The 16,227-nt window shown below is 54.0% G+C and carries 15 protein-coding genes; 9 read left to right on the forward strand and 6 right to left on the reverse strand.

Annotated elements, in window-relative coordinates:
- Nucleotides 1–69: 69 nt before the first annotated feature.
- From BKD14_RS03145 to BKD14_RS03155, 3 genes are read left to right on the forward strand one after another with little or no spacing between them, the layout of a single operon-like run.
- Entirely contained in the window at nucleotides 70–1,107 is a 1,038-nt protein-coding gene (locus tag BKD14_RS03145) for a thiamine pyrophosphate-dependent dehydrogenase E1 component subunit alpha (RefSeq protein WP_075654237.1), read from the forward strand.
- Between the two features lie 7 nt (nucleotides 1,108–1,114).
- On the forward strand, nucleotides 1,115–2,113 hold the full coding sequence (locus tag BKD14_RS03150) for an alpha-ketoacid dehydrogenase subunit beta (RefSeq protein WP_075654238.1): 999 nt from the start codon (nucleotides 1,115–1,117) through the stop codon (nucleotides 2,111–2,113).
- Between the two features lie 2 nt (nucleotides 2,114–2,115).
- The gene (locus tag BKD14_RS03155) at nucleotides 2,116–3,447 is read left to right on the forward strand and encodes an acetoin dehydrogenase dihydrolipoyllysine-residue acetyltransferase subunit (RefSeq protein WP_075654239.1); all 1,332 of its coding nucleotides are present in this window, start codon (nucleotides 2,116–2,118) and stop codon (nucleotides 3,445–3,447) included.
- 109 nt (nucleotides 3,448–3,556) lie between these two features.
- Here the strand turns inward: BKD14_RS03155 and BKD14_RS03160 are convergent, their stop codons facing one another.
- On the reverse strand, nucleotides 3,557–4,204 hold the full coding sequence (locus tag BKD14_RS03160) for a hypothetical protein (RefSeq protein ID WP_075654240.1): 648 nt from the start codon (nucleotides 4,202–4,204) through the stop codon (nucleotides 3,557–3,559).
- Nucleotides 4,205–4,409: 205 nt separating this feature from the next.
- Here BKD14_RS03160 and BKD14_RS03165 point away from each other — a divergent pair, with 205 nt between their 5' ends.
- The 5 genes from BKD14_RS03165 to ptsP all read left to right on the forward strand — a co-directional run bounded on the left by BKD14_RS03165 (nucleotide 4,410) and on the right by ptsP (nucleotide 9,172).
- Nucleotides 4,410–4,844, forward strand: coding sequence for a transcriptional regulator GutM (locus BKD14_RS03165; RefSeq protein ID WP_022710181.1), 435 nt, complete (start codon nucleotides 4,410–4,412; stop codon nucleotides 4,842–4,844).
- A 54-nt stretch (nucleotides 4,845–4,898) separates the two neighbouring features.
- The gene (locus BKD14_RS03170; RefSeq protein WP_122092352.1) at nucleotides 4,899–5,699 is read left to right on the forward strand and encodes a PTS glucitol/sorbitol transporter subunit IIC; all 801 of its coding nucleotides are present in this window, start codon (nucleotides 4,899–4,901) and stop codon (nucleotides 5,697–5,699) included.
- Nucleotides 5,700–5,715: 16 nt separating this feature from the next.
- Nucleotides 5,716–6,708: a PTS glucitol/sorbitol transporter subunit IIB gene (locus BKD14_RS03175; protein WP_075654241.1), complete on the forward strand. Its 993-nt coding sequence runs from the start codon at nucleotides 5,716–5,718 to the stop codon at nucleotides 6,706–6,708.
- Between the two features lie 86 nt (nucleotides 6,709–6,794).
- Nucleotides 6,795–7,175 (forward strand): PTS glucitol/sorbitol transporter subunit IIA, encoded by a 381-nt coding sequence (locus tag BKD14_RS03180; protein ID WP_028233452.1) that lies wholly within the window; start codon nucleotides 6,795–6,797, stop codon nucleotides 7,173–7,175.
- 26 nt (nucleotides 7,176–7,201) lie between these two features.
- A complete protein-coding gene (gene ptsP, locus BKD14_RS03185) occupies nucleotides 7,202–9,172 on the forward strand; it encodes a phosphoenolpyruvate--protein phosphotransferase (protein ID WP_075654242.1) in 1,971 nt (656 codons plus the stop codon).
- 46 nt (nucleotides 9,173–9,218) lie between these two features.
- On the opposite strand, the gene BKD14_RS03190 is transcribed toward ptsP, so the two are convergent.
- Complete coding sequence (locus tag BKD14_RS03190) at nucleotides 9,219–9,971, reverse strand: hypothetical protein (protein ID WP_075654243.1); 753 nt, start codon at nucleotides 9,969–9,971, stop codon at nucleotides 9,219–9,221.
- A 164-nt stretch (nucleotides 9,972–10,135) separates the two neighbouring features.
- Here BKD14_RS03190 and BKD14_RS03195 point away from each other — a divergent pair, with 164 nt between their 5' ends.
- Nucleotides 10,136–11,164, forward strand: a complete 1,029-nt coding sequence (locus BKD14_RS03195; protein ID WP_075654758.1) for a sugar-binding transcriptional regulator — start codon at nucleotides 10,136–10,138, stop codon at nucleotides 11,162–11,164.
- A gap of 54 nt (nucleotides 11,165–11,218) precedes the next feature.
- Here BKD14_RS03195 and dctP read toward each other — a convergent pair whose 3' ends face one another.
- From dctP to BKD14_RS03215, 4 genes are all read right to left on the reverse strand, one after another.
- Nucleotides 11,219–12,217 carry a TRAP transporter substrate-binding protein gene (dctP, locus tag BKD14_RS03200; protein WP_075654244.1) on the reverse strand — a complete coding sequence of 333 codons (999 nt, stop codon included), beginning with the start codon at nucleotides 12,215–12,217 and terminating at the stop codon, nucleotides 11,219–11,221.
- 26 nt (nucleotides 12,218–12,243) lie between these two features.
- Nucleotides 12,244–14,010: a TRAP transporter large permease subunit gene (locus BKD14_RS03205; protein ID WP_245293579.1), complete on the reverse strand. Its 1,767-nt coding sequence runs from the start codon at nucleotides 14,008–14,010 to the stop codon at nucleotides 12,244–12,246.
- A 65-nt stretch (nucleotides 14,011–14,075) separates the two neighbouring features.
- A complete protein-coding gene (locus BKD14_RS03210; protein ID WP_075654246.1) occupies nucleotides 14,076–15,206 on the reverse strand; it encodes an LLM class flavin-dependent oxidoreductase in 1,131 nt (376 codons plus the stop codon).
- Between the two features lie 39 nt (nucleotides 15,207–15,245).
- Nucleotides 15,246–16,082 (reverse strand): ABC transporter substrate-binding protein, encoded by an 837-nt coding sequence (locus BKD14_RS03215; protein WP_075654247.1) that lies wholly within the window; start codon nucleotides 16,080–16,082, stop codon nucleotides 15,246–15,248.
- Nucleotides 16,083–16,227: the final 145 nt, after the last annotated feature.

Below are 16,227 nucleotides of genomic sequence, written 5' to 3' on the forward strand. Positions count from 1 at the left end.
CATTTTTGAATTTGATATATGGCTTCATCAGGCCCCCGTTCTGATGAGTGCCTTGAGGAGTAAACTTTGATGGCTCAGGTCAAAAAGGCTCAGACGGACGACGGCGCGAAGGGTGATTTGCGCAATCTGCCCTTTGCTTTCCGTGAATATTCACCGGAAAAGCTGAAAGAAGCGCTGCATAAAATGTATCTGATCCGCCGTTTTGAAGAAGGCGCGGAAGAAAGCTACACGCGCGGTCTTATTCACGGCACCATGCATCTGTCCATCGGGCAGGAAGCCAGCGCTATGGGCATCTGCCTGCCGCTGGAAGAAAATGACATGATCGGCTCGACCCATCGCGGTCACGGGCATTGTATCGCTAAAGGTGCTGATATCGGCCGCATGTTTGCCGAGTTCTTCGGCAAGGAAACCGGCTATTGTAAGGGCCGCGGCGGCTCCATGCATATTGCTGATGTTTCAAAGGGTAATCTTGGTGCCAATGGTATTGTCGGCGGCGGTATTCCGATTGCTGTGGGTGCTGCTCTGTCGGCCAAGAAACAGAAAAACGGCAAGGTCGTTATTTCCTTCTTCGGTGACGGTGCCAACAATGAAGGCGCGTTTCACGAGGCGCTGAATATGGCCTCGGTCTGGAAACTGCCGGTGGTTTTTGTTTGTGAAAACAACGGCTATGGCATGTCCACCTCGACCAAACGCTCGACCGCGGTTGAAAATATCGCTGACCGCGCGGCGGCCTATAATATGCCGGGTGTGATTGTTGACGGCAATAATCTCTCTGATGTGGCCGAAGCTGCCCATGAGGCGATTGAGCGGGCGCGTCGCGGTGAGGGTCCGACCCTGATCGAGAATAAGACCTATCGCCTGCGCGGCCATTCCAAGAGCGACCGTAACCGTTATCGTACCAAGGAAGAGATCGAGGATTGGGCAACCAATCGTGATCCGATCGCCCGTTTTGAGACTGATCTGAAAACTTACGGCTTCATCACCGATGCCGAAATTGAAACAATCCGCACCAATGTCGAAAAAGAGATCGCTGACGCTATCGAGTTCGCCAAGAACAGCCCGTCACCGGATCTCTCCAATCTGACACGCGACGTATACACGGACTGATAGAAAAATGGACACGACAATCCGTGAGTTGAGTTATTCGCAGGCTATTCAGGAAGCGATGGCAATCGCCATGGAGCGCGATGAACGCGTTTTCCTGATGGGTGAAGATATTGGTGTTTATGGCGGTGCTTTTCAGGTTACCGGCGATCTGGTGCATCGTTTCGGTGAAGACCGCGTGATGGATACACCGATCTCCGAGCTTGGCGGTGCAGGTGTTGCCGTCGGTGCTGCACTGACCGGTATGCGCCCGATTTTTGAATTCCAGTTCTCTGATTTTGCGGCGCTCGCAATGGAGCAGATCGTTAATCAGGCGGCAAAAATCCGTTATATGCTGGGCGGTGCGGTTTCCGTGCCTCTGGTGATGCGCTTTCCTGCCGGTTCCGGCACCGGTGCCGCAGCGCAGCACAGCCAGAGCATTGAGGCGTGGCTGGGCCATGTGCCGGGTCTGAAAGTTGTCCAGCCGTCTACCCCTTATGATATGAAGGGCATGTTGCTGGCAGCGGTTGAAGATCCTGATCCGGTGATGATCTTCGAGCATAAGCTGCTTTACAAAATGAAGGGCGAAGTCCCTGAAGGCTATTACACTGTGCCGCTTAACAAGGCGAAAGTGGTGCGTGAAGGTACAGACCTGACCATCGTTGCCTCGGCAATTATGGTGCATAAGGCGCTGGATGCGGCTGCTGAACTAGCCAAAGAAGGCATCAATGTTGAAGTGATTGATTTGCGTTCTGTGCGCCCGATTGACCGCGAAACTATTATTGCCAGTGTGAAGAAAACCTCGAAACTGATGTGCGTTTATGAGGCGGTCAAGACATTGGGTATCGGCGCTGAAATCAGTGCGATTGTCGCTGAAAGCGATGCATTTGATTATCTTGATGCTCCGATCATTCGTCTTGGCGGTGCGGAAACACCAATCCCTTATAATCCTGATCTTGAACGGGCAACGGTGCCGCAGGTGCCGGATATTCTCAAAAGCGCCCGTGAACTTGTGAAGGGGGCGCGCTAGTCATGGCTGTCGAAGTCATCCTGCCTAAAGTTGATATGGATATGGAGACCGGCCAGATTTCTCGCTGGTACGCCAAGGATGGCGATACGGTCACCAAAGGTCAGTTGCTGTTTGAGATTGAAACAGACAAAGCCGCTATGGAAGTGGATGCACCGGCATCCGGTATTCTCGGCGATGTGTCTGCTGCGGAAGGTGCAGTCGTGCCGGTCGGTCAGGCTGTTGCATGGATTTATGCTGAAGGCGAGGAGCGGAAAGCTGCCAGCACACCGGTTTCAGAACCGGCTGTTGAACCGCAAATATCGCATTCAGTCTCTGAAGCCCCCGCTGTGCAGCCGGTTGTTACCCCCGCGCCGGTTGCACAGACTGAAATTGCAGGCATTCGTGCAACACCGCTGGCGCGCAGGCTGGCAAAAGATGCAGGTCTTGATCTGAGTGCGGTACAGGGCTCCGGTCCTAAAGGCCGGATTCAGAAGAAAGACATAGAGTCCAATTTGGCGGCTGCGACCCCTGTTGCTTCGCCGGTGCAGGCCACTGCACCTCGTCCGGTACTCACATCACCGGTGCAAGCTGCGCTCAATGCGGTCTGGTTGCGCCAAGGTGAAAGCGGGCAGTTGCCAATTGTGCTGATCCACGGTTTTGCGTCAGATCTCAATAGCTGGCGCATGTTACTGGCCGGCGGTACTTTACGCAATCCGGTTCTGGCGCTTGATCTGCCAGCCCATGGCGGCTCACCGCGCTACGTGCCGGAGAGTATTGATGCGATTGCGGCCAGTGTGGAAGCAACACTGGCAGCGCATGGAGTTGAAGCCTGTATTCTGGTCGGTCATTCGATGGGTGGCGCTGTTGCGGCTGTCACAGCCGCGCGCGGCATTGCTGATGTGCGCTCGCTGGTGCTGATTTCCTCTGCCGGTCTCGGCCCGCAGATCAATGGTGCATTCCTCAATGGTCTGGTACAGGCCAAAAGTGAAGCAAGCATTGTGCCCTGGCTGAAAGAACTGTTTGCCGATGAGAATATGCTCTCCAGAGCTTTCATCAATGCGACGGTTGCGCAGGCTCAGGATACGGAATTGCGCGAAGCACAGGCCGGTATGGCGGCGCATTTATGTGCGGACAGTACCCAGACATTTGAAATCCGCTCAAGCCTTGAGGGGCTGACAATTCCTGTACGGCTGATTTTCGGTGCCCAGGATCGCATTATTCCCGTGGCTCATGCCCATGGCCTGCCGGGAGAGGTGGGTGTGCATGTGTTCCGCAATTGCGGACATATGCCTCAGCTGGAGCAGCGTGATGCTGTGCTGCGTATCATCAGCGAGTGCAGCAGGGCAGCGCAATAAAATTGCAGAAAACAGGCTGCATACCGTTCCCTCTGTATAGCCTGTTTTTCTGATCCCACCCCCGCCGGATGCAAGGCTTTCCTTTCCATCCTGCGGGGGATTTTTAATTTTAATTCTGTGATGGCTGCGTGAGTGCAACGGCAGGATTGTCTGCGCCGAGTGCACGTTGCACTGCCGCGCGTGCCGAGGCAAAATCCGGCATCACCCAATTGGGTTCCTGTCCCAAAAACTTGTCGAGAAAGGCGATGGCAAAACCCGGCATTTCAGACGCATTTTCTTTATACGTCCACCAGGTGCGCAGATCATTGGCGCTCTGGTCGATATCGGGGCTTATGCCGAATTCCTGTTCCTGTATCGCGGCAATCGCACAGATACAGTAATTGGTATAGAGAAAACCTTCCGGCCAGAAACGGATGATTTCGTTCAAATTTTCCATCTCGCCGGTCAGAACTTTATCCGGCGCATTCACGGCTCTGGCGGGGCTGAGGCGGATCAGCTCTTTAAGAACCAGACCGGCGGCAAAAATAATGAAATCCTTGCGGTCAACAGCAGCATAATGCTTGTTCTGATTGACCAGCTCGATCCAGTTGAGAAAGGCTTCCGTCAGGCGTTTTTCATCAATATCATAGCGCATACCGGTCATTTCGGTAATCAGACCGGCATGTTTACGCAAAGTCGCCCGAAACCAGCGCAGCTGACGCAGCCTGTGCCGTAAATCAGGCACATTTGCCATCTGGTTTTTGAATAGCAGATCCATCATGAGCTCTTTCTTGTATCGGTCTTTTATGCGGGCACTTTATTGACAGTAATCATAAGCGATGACAGGAGAAATGTCATGGTCCATTCGCTTTGACCTGCGTGTAATGAATTATACATATTGACATTGAAAAAAACAAATGTTCTCTAATTCACTCGGGAGAATGAGCTGATGACGGGTTCAGAGGCAGTCGGGAGGATATCGTATGGCGATATGGCAATGGGCATTATTAGCTTTGGCATTGCTCTGGGGTTTCCAGTCGCTGGGTGTCTGGTTCCAGATGCGTCACTATACCGATGTCATGAAGGGCATCAGCAATAAATACAAAGACGGATATGTTGGTGCCGGTCATGTGCGCGGGCGTTTCGGTAAGGGCGTTATTGTTCTGATCGTGGTGGATCGTGATCTGGTTGTGCGCAGATTGCTGGAGATGAGCGGTCGTACAGTCTTTGCCAAATTCACCCGTCGTGATGCTTTTGAAGGGCTGACACTGACCCAATTGCGGGAGCAGCTGGAACAGGACGCATTTCAGCCGGCTGTGGCACATGCGGTGCGCTCTGCAATCGAACAGGCCGAAAGGCTGGCTGATACGTCTGACGGAGAGACCGGACTAACCGGTCTGAAGACAGCGGAAGCCTGAACTAAAAAAGAGTAGGGGAGGCCGCATGTCCGGTGCGGCAATCAGGGAGGTAATATGTCAATTACAGCAATGTTGGCACAACATGCCGACGTCACCATGCAATCCCTGCATCATGCGGGGGGGCTGGTATCCGACGCAGTGTTAAACGCAGGGCTGCACAGCAAAATGGCGGTGCAGCAAAGCGGCAATGATCTCGTGGTATTGGCACAAGCCAGCACCGATACGGGAACAGCGGCTGCAACCGGCGGCAATATCACTGTCGATCAGTTCCGTGAACGCCTGCAAAATGTGCAGCAGGAAGAGCAGCTCGGCTGGCTTACCGCTTTGGGTAAACACTTTATCGGTGTGTTCCAGAAGGGCGGCGAGGTTCTGACCGGCTTTGTTACCGGCATCATCCCGACACTGATCGTGCTGATGACCGCTTTTTACGCGATCACCGAACTGGTGGGCGAAAAGCGCGTGCATGGTCTGGCGCGCGGTGCCGGACGTATCGCGCTGACCCGCTATACGGTTTTGCCTTTGCTTTCGGTCTTCTTCCTGACCAATCCGATGGCCTATACATTCGGGTCGTTTCTCGAAGAAAAGCATAAGCCTGCATTTTACGATGCTGCGGTTTCCTATGTGCATCCGCCGCTTGGTCTGTTCCCGCATATCAATCCGGGCGAGTATTTCGTCTGGGGCGGCATTCTTGTGGCTCTGCTGGAGCTGGAAAAGAAGGGCGCAGTGCCGGGCGGTTATCATATCACTGTGGCCATCTGGTATGCGCTGGTCGGTCTCGTGGTGATCCTGCTCAAAGGTATGCTGACAGAACGTATTACCGCCATTATGGCGCGCCGTCAGGGCATTGAGCTCTGAGGGGCGGGAGGGGAACATGGCAAAAACCTATAAATCCGTAACAATTAATCCGGGTTCCGGCGGCTGGGGCGGCCCGCTGACCATTCAGCCGACCGAACAGCGCAACAAGGTTGTTTCTGTCACCGGCGGTGGTATCCACCCGATTGCCCGTCAGATTGCAGATCTGACCGGCGCTGAAGCGGTGGACGGCTTTAAAAGCCCGCCGATTGAAAGCGAAATGGCTGTTGTAATCGTGGATTGCGGCGGCACGGCACGTTGCGGTGTGTATCCGCGCAAACGTATTCCGACGGTTAATGTGATGCCGGTCGGCCAGTCAGGACCATTGGCACAGTATATTACCGAAGATATCTATGTGTCGGGTGTGAAGTCTGAAAATATTGCCCTTGCAGATGGTTCCGCACCGGCTGCTGCCGCTGCGGCACAGACCAAGGCTGAGGCACCTGCTGCTGCACCGGTTGAACAACCTTCTGAGGGCGGTCTGATCGGCTTTATCAGCAGTGTTGGCCGTGTAATGGGCGGTATTGTCGGCGTATTCTTTAATGCCGGTCGCCGTACCATCGATCAGGTTATCCGTAATGTATTGCCGTTCATGGCCTTCGTTACCATGCTGATCGGCTTCATCCTCTATACCGGTATCGGCGATATTCTCGCACAGCCGCTGGGGCCGCTTGCCAATAATATTATCGGCTTGCTGATCCTGTCCGCAATCTGCGGTCTGCCGTTTCTGTCGCCGGTTCTCGGACCTGGTGCGGTGATTGCGCAGGTGGTTGGTGTGGCAATTATCGGGCCGCAAATTGCCAATGGCACGATTGCTCCGGCAATGGCTCTGCCTGCACTGTTTGCCTATAACACGCAGGTCGGTTGTGACTTCGTGCCGGTTGGTCTGGCATTGGGTGAAGCCAAGCCGAAAACCATCGAGATCGGTGTTCCTGCGGTTCTCATCAGCCGTCAGATCATGGGGCCGGTTTCGGTGCTGATTGCATGGGCTGTGAGCCTGATGGTTCTTTAAAATAACACATACAATACAAAGAGCGGTCTGGTCGCCAATGACTGGCCGCTCTTGCAAAGCAGAATAGATTGAAAGGTTCCGCCATTATGACAATTTCTCTGAAGACGCGGATTACCGCTGTGGGTCCTGAAGTGGCGGATCTGGCTGAAGGCGGCGTTGTTATCCTGTTTGCTGACGGCTCTCCGTCAGAACTGGCAGAGGTTTCTGTGCTTCATGCGGTGGAAGACCAACCGTCTGCTGAAGCTCCTGCAACCGGCGCAAGGATCAGCATCGGCTCGCTTGAGGCGACGATTACCTCTGTCGGCTCCAGCGCATGGCAGAAAGTGTTGGATATCGGCCATGTGGTGATTTCGTTCAATGGTGCCGAGAGCACTGAGCGTCCGGGAGAAATTTGCGCTTCCGAAGTGGATACGCAGGCGCTGGTGGCGCAATTGCAGACCGGTACCGCGATTATCATTCACGCATAAATTCAGACTATTGAAACAGGTATAGCATGGAACGCTCGACAATCGTACGGGTGCATGAAGGTTTACATGCACGGCCGGCTACCCGCTTTGTAAAGCTTGCCAAGAGCTTTGAATCGGACATTGAGATTGCTAAAGCGGACAAAAGCGTCAGCGCAAAAAGCTCCGTGAAGCTGATGCTGCTCGGCGTCAAGGAAAATGACACGGTGACCGTGCGTGCCGAAGGTGCGGATGCGATTGAGGCACTGGAAGCGCTGATCGGCTATCTGGAAAATCCGCTGTCAGGTCTGGATGAAAATGCGGATGCTCCTGTTGTTGCGAGCGCGCCTGCATCTGTTGAACCAATAGTTCCGGTTGTTACGCTGGTAGAGCCGGAAGAGACCGGTTTCATCACCGGTATTGCCGCCAGTGAAGGCGTGGCAATTGGTGAGGCCTATCCGTTTTTCCCGCCGGAAATCTCTGCCGATAACCGCACGTTGAAAACCTCTGAAATATCCGCAGAACTTACCCGTTTTCATGATGCTGTCGCGCATGTCCAGCAGCGTATGGATGCCGAGCTGAAAGCGGATAATCTTGCCGAGAGCGATCGCGGTATTATTGCCGCATTGAAGGATATTGCTGCGGACGAGACTTTGCTTGATGAAGCAACAGGACTGATCCGTGGCGGGCTGGATGCGCTCTCCGCCATGCTCGGTGCCAGTGCAGCCGTTGCCCGTCAGTTCTCAGAGATTGATGACCCTTATCTCAACGCCCGTGCTGATGACGTGCAGGCCGTTGGCCGTCAGATTTGTCTGGCGCTTCTGGGGCAGCAGGATATCAGTCTGGAAGCCTTGCCGGATGGCGCTATTCTGATCGCTGAAGATATCGGTGCATGGGATTTTGCCCGCGCACCGCTGAAAAAGATCGGTGCGATTGTCTGTGGCCATGGCGGCGCAACTTCCCATGTGGCGATCATTGCCCGCACTCATGGTATTCCGGCGGTGCTCGGTCTGGGTAAGGCGGTGCATCAGCTGAAAGATGTGAAGCAGATTGCTGTTGACGGCAGTAAAGGCCGTGTCGCGCCGGATCCGGATGAAGCAATCTGCGCGGATTTCAAGCAGCGTATTGCAGATGCGAAGGCTGAAAAACAGGCTTTGGAAGCCTATCGTACCATGATCCCGCAGCGGGCAGATGGTACAGTAATTGAAGTTGCGGCTAATCTCGGTGCACTGGAAGAGATTGAGGTGGCGCAGGCTGCCGGTGCGATGGGCGTCGGCCTGTTCCGTACCGAGCTGCTGTTCATGAAACATATGCATCTGCCATCGGAAGATATGCAGACAGAAACCTATTCAGCGTTGCTGAAGGCTTTTGCACCTTATCCTGTGATTGTACGCACGCTTGATATTGGTGGTGACAAGCCGATTGCCGGTATTGAATTTCCGCAGGAGGAAAACCCGTTTCTCGGCTGGCGCGGTATCCGAATGTGTCTTGACCGGCCGGATATTTTCAAGCCGCAACTACGTGCTTTGCTGCGTTCTGCCGTGCATGGTCAGCTTAAAGTCATGCTGCCGATGATCTCGGATGTGGCGGAAATCCGCGCAACCAAAGCTTTGATTGAGACATGCAGACAAGAACTGCTCAGCGAGGGCAAGGCTTGCGGTCAGTTTGACCTTGGTGTGATGATTGAAACACCTGCTGCTGTTTTCGCCGCACAACAACTTGCACAGGAAGCCGCTTTCTTCTCAATCGGTACCAATGATCTGACCCAATATGTTATGGCTGCAGACCGGCTTAACCCAACCGTTGCCAAGCTGAATGATGTTTCACATCCGGCGGTCATGGCTGCCATTGAGATGACTGCAAAAGCAGGCATTGAGGCCGGTATTATGGTGGGAATGTGCGGTGAGGCGGCAGCAAGGCCGGATCTGATTGCAGAATTTATCCGCATGGGGCTGACAGAACTGAGCATGAGCCCCGCTTCCATCCCGCGGGCAAAGAAGCTGATTTCTGAGCTTAAATAAATTTAAACACCGCCGTAAAATACATTCTTACGGCGGTGTCTTGTCTTTACGGCAGATGAAAAATCAGTGTGGCAAACAGTTTTTGCAGAGCCGCTTCATCCTTGTTCTGCAAACTTTCAAGAATACGCTCGCCGCGTGCTTCCACTGCCAGTAGGGCGCTTTCCAGATTATCAATATTTTCCATATCGACCGGTTTGGCCGTTGCCAGACCGCAGGCCAGACTAATGGCCGCAAAACCTGAAATCAGGGCTTGTTCGGACAGGCTGCTGGACTGGCGCACCGGTTGCTGGCGCAATATTTCCTGAAACAGCGCCGTGCACAGTATGGCAGTCTGCTGGATCACATCAGTTTTCGGGTCATGCAGGCGGGCAATATCCGCACTATAGCGCTGTTTCATATGATTATAGACCGACATGAAAACGGCTTCCTGAATCAGCACGTTTTCTGCTTTGTTGCGGCGCAACACGGCCTTGGTCAGATAGTACATATCGCGATGAAACGCGCGCTGTCCTTCCTGCCCGCTTGTAAAATAGAAGCTCAAACCCTGCACATCCGGCGCAGTGTCATGAATGGACGGATTGTCGGAAACCAGAGAAATCGAGATATTTTCAGCAGTGCTGAATGCTTTATCCATCACTGTTGCCGCAACATGTGCAGCACGGTTGAGGACAATATCCGGCAGGATTGCCGGTTCAGCAGTCTCATTCTGGCCGTGACGGGTACGGCGCAGGGCATAACGCAGGCCTCGCAGCTTGTCTTTGATACTGACGGCGATGTCGTTCGGAATGTCCTGATGCATGGTCGTTCATCCTGCGCGCATGATGCGGGTATAACCCGAAATGATGACGGGATTATTGTTTCTTCATGGCTGAAAAAGCAATAAGCTGCGCGCAGAAAAACCTGCTTATCGGCCAGTCTTTCAGCAGGTCGTATAAGTATGTGCAAAATATTCGGGGAATTGGGTTGAAAAGCACAAAGCGCAAATCGGGTAATGTTCAGGAAACACCGGAATTTATCGTCGGATCAGAAGGCGTCGCCAGCGAGAATAAAACCAACCGGCTGCGCACCCGCGCGGCGTGGATGTATTATGTTGAGCAGATGACTCAGAATGACATTGCGGATGTGCTTGGTGTCGGTCGTGTAACGATTGTGCGGCTGCTGGCCGAAGCCCGTGCCCGCAATGAGGTGAAGATCACGATTGAAGGCAAGCTGGCCGGTCTGACTGCGCTGGAAAGAATGCTGGAGCAGACCTTCGGGCTGGAACGGGCAATCGTTGCACCGCTGTCAACGCCGGAGACTGACCCGATTGTGCCGATTGCCGCTGCAACCGGTGCCTATCTTTCCGAGAAAGTACAGCACGGTATGCGCATTGGTGTGGGCTGGGGGCGCACATTATCCGGCACTTTGCAGCATATCGGTGCGCGCAGTCTTAATGATCTTAAAGTGATTTCGCTTCTCGGCGGAATTGCACAGCCGCGCCGGTTCAATCCGCCGGAATTTGCCTGGCAATTCGCGCAGATTTTTCAGGGCGAGGGCTATCTGATCCCCGCTCCGGCACTGGTTGACAGTCAGGAAACGCGCGAGGCGTTGGTTGAACGCTGCGGCCTGAAAGATGTTTTCGAAATGGCTGATGATCTGGATATGGTGCTGCTCAGCATCGGCGGCATTGAAACGGCCAGCAGCACATCCTATCGCGTTGGTCTGATTGATGAAGCGCAGAAGCGCTCTTTGATCGAGAATGGCGCAGTCGGCGATATGCTGTTCCATTTCTATGACCGTAATGGCGAGATCGTTTCCGATCCGGTGCATGAGCGCGTGATGTCGGTCAGCATGGATAAGGTGCAAAAAGCACCGGTGCGTATCCTCACCTCCGGCGGGCCGGAAAAAGTGGTGGCTTTGCTCGGTGCGATGAAACTGCTGAAACCGACAGTTTTCATCACCGATGAAATCAGCGCCGCAGAAATGCTGAAGAAATATCAGGCCGGCAATTAAAGCTGTGACGCCCCCTCCGGCTGAGGAGGGGGGACGCCCTGACCGGTCTGTGAGTTAAAGATTTTTGATCGCATTGATGCGGTCGATACCGCCGACAACCGGTGCGAAATCATCCCATACGGTTTTTGCACCGGCCTGCCATTGGTCATAATTTTCCGGCTGCAGAACCTGCGCACCATGTTCCTTGGCTTTGGCAATCGCCGCGCTTTCATCATCAACAATCAGCTGATTAAAATAGGTGGTGGCCTCTTGTGATGCTTCCTGCAGCACCTGCTGTTGCTCGGCATTGAGACCGTTCCAGAAATTGGCAGAGAAATAGACCACACCCGACGCCCAGATATGGCTCGTCTCGGTGACAAACGGCACAACCTCATAGAGCTTGAAGCTCGCATAGGCTGATTTTGTCAGATCCATCGCATCGGCAACGCCGGTTTCCAGTGCATTATAGGTTTCGGTGATCGGAATACCCACCGGTGTAGTGCCGAAATTGCTCCAGAGCTTGGTATGCAGCGGGCTTTGAATAGTGCGGATGCGTTTGCCTTTGAGTTGTTCCGGTTTGGTCACTGCTTCTTTGGTCAGCAAATGCCGTGCGCCATAATTGATAAAGCCGGTAGCGATAAAGTTCTGTGCTTTGAGCTTTTCTTTCAGATCATTGCCAGTCTCGCCTTGCACGGTTTTCAGCACATGGTCTGCATCTTTGAACAAGAATGGCAGGTCAAGAATTTGCAGCTCCGGCACCCAGCCGGAAAGCGCGGAAACGGTGGAGAGACTGCCCTGAATTGAGCCGAGGCGGATGCCCTCAGCTACTTCCTTTTCACCACCCAAAGCACTGTCTTTGACGATATTGAAACGGAATTGTCCCGGCAGTTTTGCTTCCACGAGATCACGGATTTTTGCCCAAATTTTGGTTTCCGGCTTATCGTCGCCAAATAGCGAGGCGATAGTGATAGCGGTTTTGGCCTGTGCCGTGCGGATGAGGGCAGGCATGGCAAGGGCGGTAGCAGTGCCGAGCGTGGCTGTGCGCAAAAAATGGCGGCGGTTAAGCGTAATCATAGCGGGAGGATCCTTATGAGTGCAGGTCAGATGAGCAAAGCCCATGCGCCGAGAATGACGAGAGAAAACAGCAGAGCGATGAAATAGGGTGTCATGGCTTTGAAAAGAGCCGTGGCGGGGAGGCGAGTGACGCCGCTGACCACAAAGACCAGCATGCCGACCGGTGGTGTCAGTCCGCCGATCATAAGATTGACCACGAGAATGACACCGAACATCACCGGATCAATACCAGCAGCAACGGCAATTGGCAGAAAGATCGGGCCGAACAGCAAAATGGCGGCACCAATATCGAGCACAAGGCCGACAATCAGCAATACGAGATTGATGGCAATCAGAATGATGATCGGGTTCGCGCCAAGACCGTTGACCAGATCGGAAATCGTGCCGGAAATATCATCCACCGCCAGCAGGAAAGCGAAAGGACTGGCCGTGCCGATAAGTAAGCCGATAGCAGAGGCTTCTTTGCCGGATTGCCTGAAAATATCATAGAGCGATGCAGTTCCGACTTTGCCGATCAGAGCCATGACCAATGTATAGAGCGCAGCAATAGCAGCGGCCTCTGTGGTGGTGACAACGCCCATGCGGATGCCAACCACAACGATAATGCCAAGGCCGAAAGCCGGTATGGCACCGATGGCTGAATGCAGGCGTTCCTGTCCGCTGGCACGCGGCTGTGTCACTTGTTCACGAACGGTCAGATGAATGGCAACGGCAAGGCAGACAGCCATGACCGCACCGGCGAAGAAACCGCCGACCAGCAATGCGCCGACCGAGAGATTGGTTGCCGCTGCAAGAATGAGAAAGGCAATAGACGGCGGGATGACATTATCCAGCACAGATGTTGCCGCAATAATTGCACCGGCCTGCGCAGGCGGATAGCCGCGCTTTACCAGTTCCGGCTGGAAGGTTGCAGCGCCGAAGGCCGCATTGGCGACAGAAGAACCGGAGGCGCCGGAAAACAGCACACTGGTCAGCAATGTGGTCTGTGCCAGTCCGGCACGGCGATGGCCGACAAGTGAGGAGGCAAATTGCACGATCTTATGCGCAATGCCTGCGGCGGTAAGCAGGCTGCCCGCCAGCAGAAAGAACGGAATTGCCAACAGCAGGAATTTGGAAACACCGGTGACGGTGGAAGACACCACCGCCGGTTCCGGCAAGGTGCTGCCAAAGGCAATGGCAATATAGGCGGCGGCCAGAAATGCATGGGGCAGAGGAGCCGCAACCAGCAGTCCGGCCAGAGCAATCAGACCCAGCACAATACTCGGGCTTAAATCCGTATCAATATGGATATGGCTGACCGCGATATAGAGCGCCGTTGCCAGCAGACCGGCAATCAGCAGATCCGGTATTTTATTCTCGCTGATGCGCTGTAGCCCCAGCACAATCAGAATAAAGAACCCGCCGAGACCGAGAAAGCCGAAACGTATCCATTCCGGCAGGCCGAGTGTCGGAGAAATGCCGCCAAGTAGCACAGCAATCCGTGCGCTGCCGAAGCTGAGGATCAGCCCGCTCATCAGCGTGAAAGTGTCCGCAATAATAGCCGCGCCACGCTGACCCGAAGGCGAGAGACGGGATGTCACCAGATCAAGCCGCATCGCCAGTGCCGAATTGATTGCCAGCGGTGCACCAAAGGCAATCAATGCAACATAGAGCCATGTCGCCAGCTCTTCAGAGCCGAGAAAACCTGTGTTAAACCCGTAGCGCAGCACCACTGTTGTCAGCACAATCAGCAGCAATGCGGCAAGGAGCGCGGCACAGATTGCACCCAGCAGATTCTCAATGCCGGTCAGCATTGTTCTGGCAAAGGATTGCACCGGTGTTATTGCGATCGCGGGATAGGTCTTCACTGTACTCATCGTCAAGCCGGAACTGCCTTAGAGAGGTCGCGGTCAAACAATGTTGACCATGTGTAATTCTTTGCTTGCTTTACTTCTGTTGAAACATCAAGACGCGGCAGCACAGTTTCCCCGAAACGATAGGCTTCTTCCAGCAATGGCATGCCGGAGAGGATGAAAGTTTCCACACCGGCTTCACGATAGGCCTCCAGTGTGCGGATCACCGTATCCGGCGAGCCGACAATGGCAGTACCCGGGCCCGGACGCACAAGACCGATACCTGCCCAGAGGTTTGGCGCTACTTCCAGATCACGTAAGTTCTCAGGCTTAACACCGCCATGCAAAGCACTCATGCGTTTTTGACCAACGGAATCCGTGTTGGATACAAAGCGCTGATTGGCAGCAATGGATGCGGCATCCATCTGAGCATAGAGATCATTGGCGGCTTCCCATGCTTTGGCATCGGTGTCGCGTACAATTACATAAAGGCGGATGCCATATTGCATAGTACGACCGAATTGCTTGGCACGTTCTTTGACCTTGGCGATTTTTGCACCGATCTGCTCCGGCGTTTCGCCCCATGACAGGTAAGTGTCGGTATGTTTGGCGGAAACATCGAGCGCTTTATCGGAGGAGCCGCCGAACCAGAGCGGCGGGGGGGCAATCGTCTCCCCCACCGGCAGTGCCAGTTTGGCACCTGTCGTTGAGAAATATTTGCCCTGATAATCCACACTCTCACCGGCAAACAGTCTGTGCCAGATGGTCAGATATTCATCGGCCATGTCATAGCGTTCATCATGGGGAATGTTCATGCCATAGGCACCGAGCATTTTGGCGTCACCCGATACGACATTGACCAGCAGGCGGCCGTTGGAAAATTCCTGAAAACTCGCAGCCATTTTGGCAAGCAAAGTCGGCGCAATCAGACCCGGATGGATGGCAACGAGAAATTTCAGCCGCTCCGTATAAGGCAGCAGTGAATTGGCCAATCCCCATACATCATGGGCGCCGGTGGCAAAGAGTGCGCCGGTATAACCCAGTTGGTCATAGGCCATGGCAAGCTGCTTGTAATAGCCGAGATCAACCTTGCGGGAACCTTCAGGCTTCCACGGATAGGCACCGTCAGGTGCGCACATATACCAGAAAATATTCATATCATTGTCCGTATTCTTAAATTTAGGAGATGGTGGCGATCAGGCAGCCTGCGGATAAATCTGCGCAAGGCGGTCAAAATGCCCGTGACGATGCAGAACTTCTGCTTCTGTCTGCTGTTCTGTGAGAATGGTTTCATCCGCCGGAATGACAGTGAAATCGCGTGAGGCAATCACCTTTTCCCAGCCTTGCAGACTGGCTTCCGTTGCACCGCTTTCCACCAGCCTGCGGGCGGCCTGATGCGGGTCTGCTGTGATTTCGCGGCCTATCCGTGCCAGTTCCTGCGCAATTTTCAGGCGGGTTTGGGCATCAAACCCGCTGCTTTCTAGCGTCCAGAACAAAGAGCGGTTGGGAATAGTAGAGCCGCAGCGCGAGAGCAGGCGGATATCATCGCGCTCAAGTGCATTTTCCAGACGCGGTGCCATAGCAATCCACGCATCAACACGACCGTCGAGCAGGGCGGGCAGGGCGTCATTGACCTCCGGCTCGACGCGTTCAATATCGGCGAGGCTGAGACCGGCTTCTTCCAGATTGCGTGCCAGATAATAGGTCTGGAAAGAACCGTCTACCAGCCCGATGCGGCGGTGTTTCAGATGAGATGTGGATTTGATCGGGCTGTCAGCGCGAACCAGAATAGCGCCATTGGCAGGGCGCGGGGCAGAGGCGGCGATATAATTGACAGGCAACCCGTCCAGAGCTGCAGTGATCGGCGGGGTTGAGCCGGTGCCGCCAAAATCAATCTTGCCTTCTGTAATCAGTCTGCCGGTGTCGCGCCCTTCGCGATAGGCAACAAACTCACCATCCAGTGCGGCAAAGGCATCAGGCCAGACCTGTGCGATACGCAGATGCAGATTGCTGGGATGAACACCGATTTTCATAAACTGCCCTTTCAGAAGACAGGCAGAAACCGGAATTATCCGCCTGTGGTACTGAGATACAATTTACGTTTTTGTAAAATGAAAGCCAAAGCGGGCTGTTCTAATTTTGTGCGGCTTTGTAACGGATTATTCTAGTTTTTGGCAT

This window comes from Pseudochrobactrum sp. B5 (assembly GCF_001939785.1).
In the GTDB taxonomy this organism is placed as follows: domain Bacteria; phylum Pseudomonadota; class Alphaproteobacteria; order Rhizobiales; family Rhizobiaceae; genus Pseudochrobactrum; species Pseudochrobactrum saccharolyticum.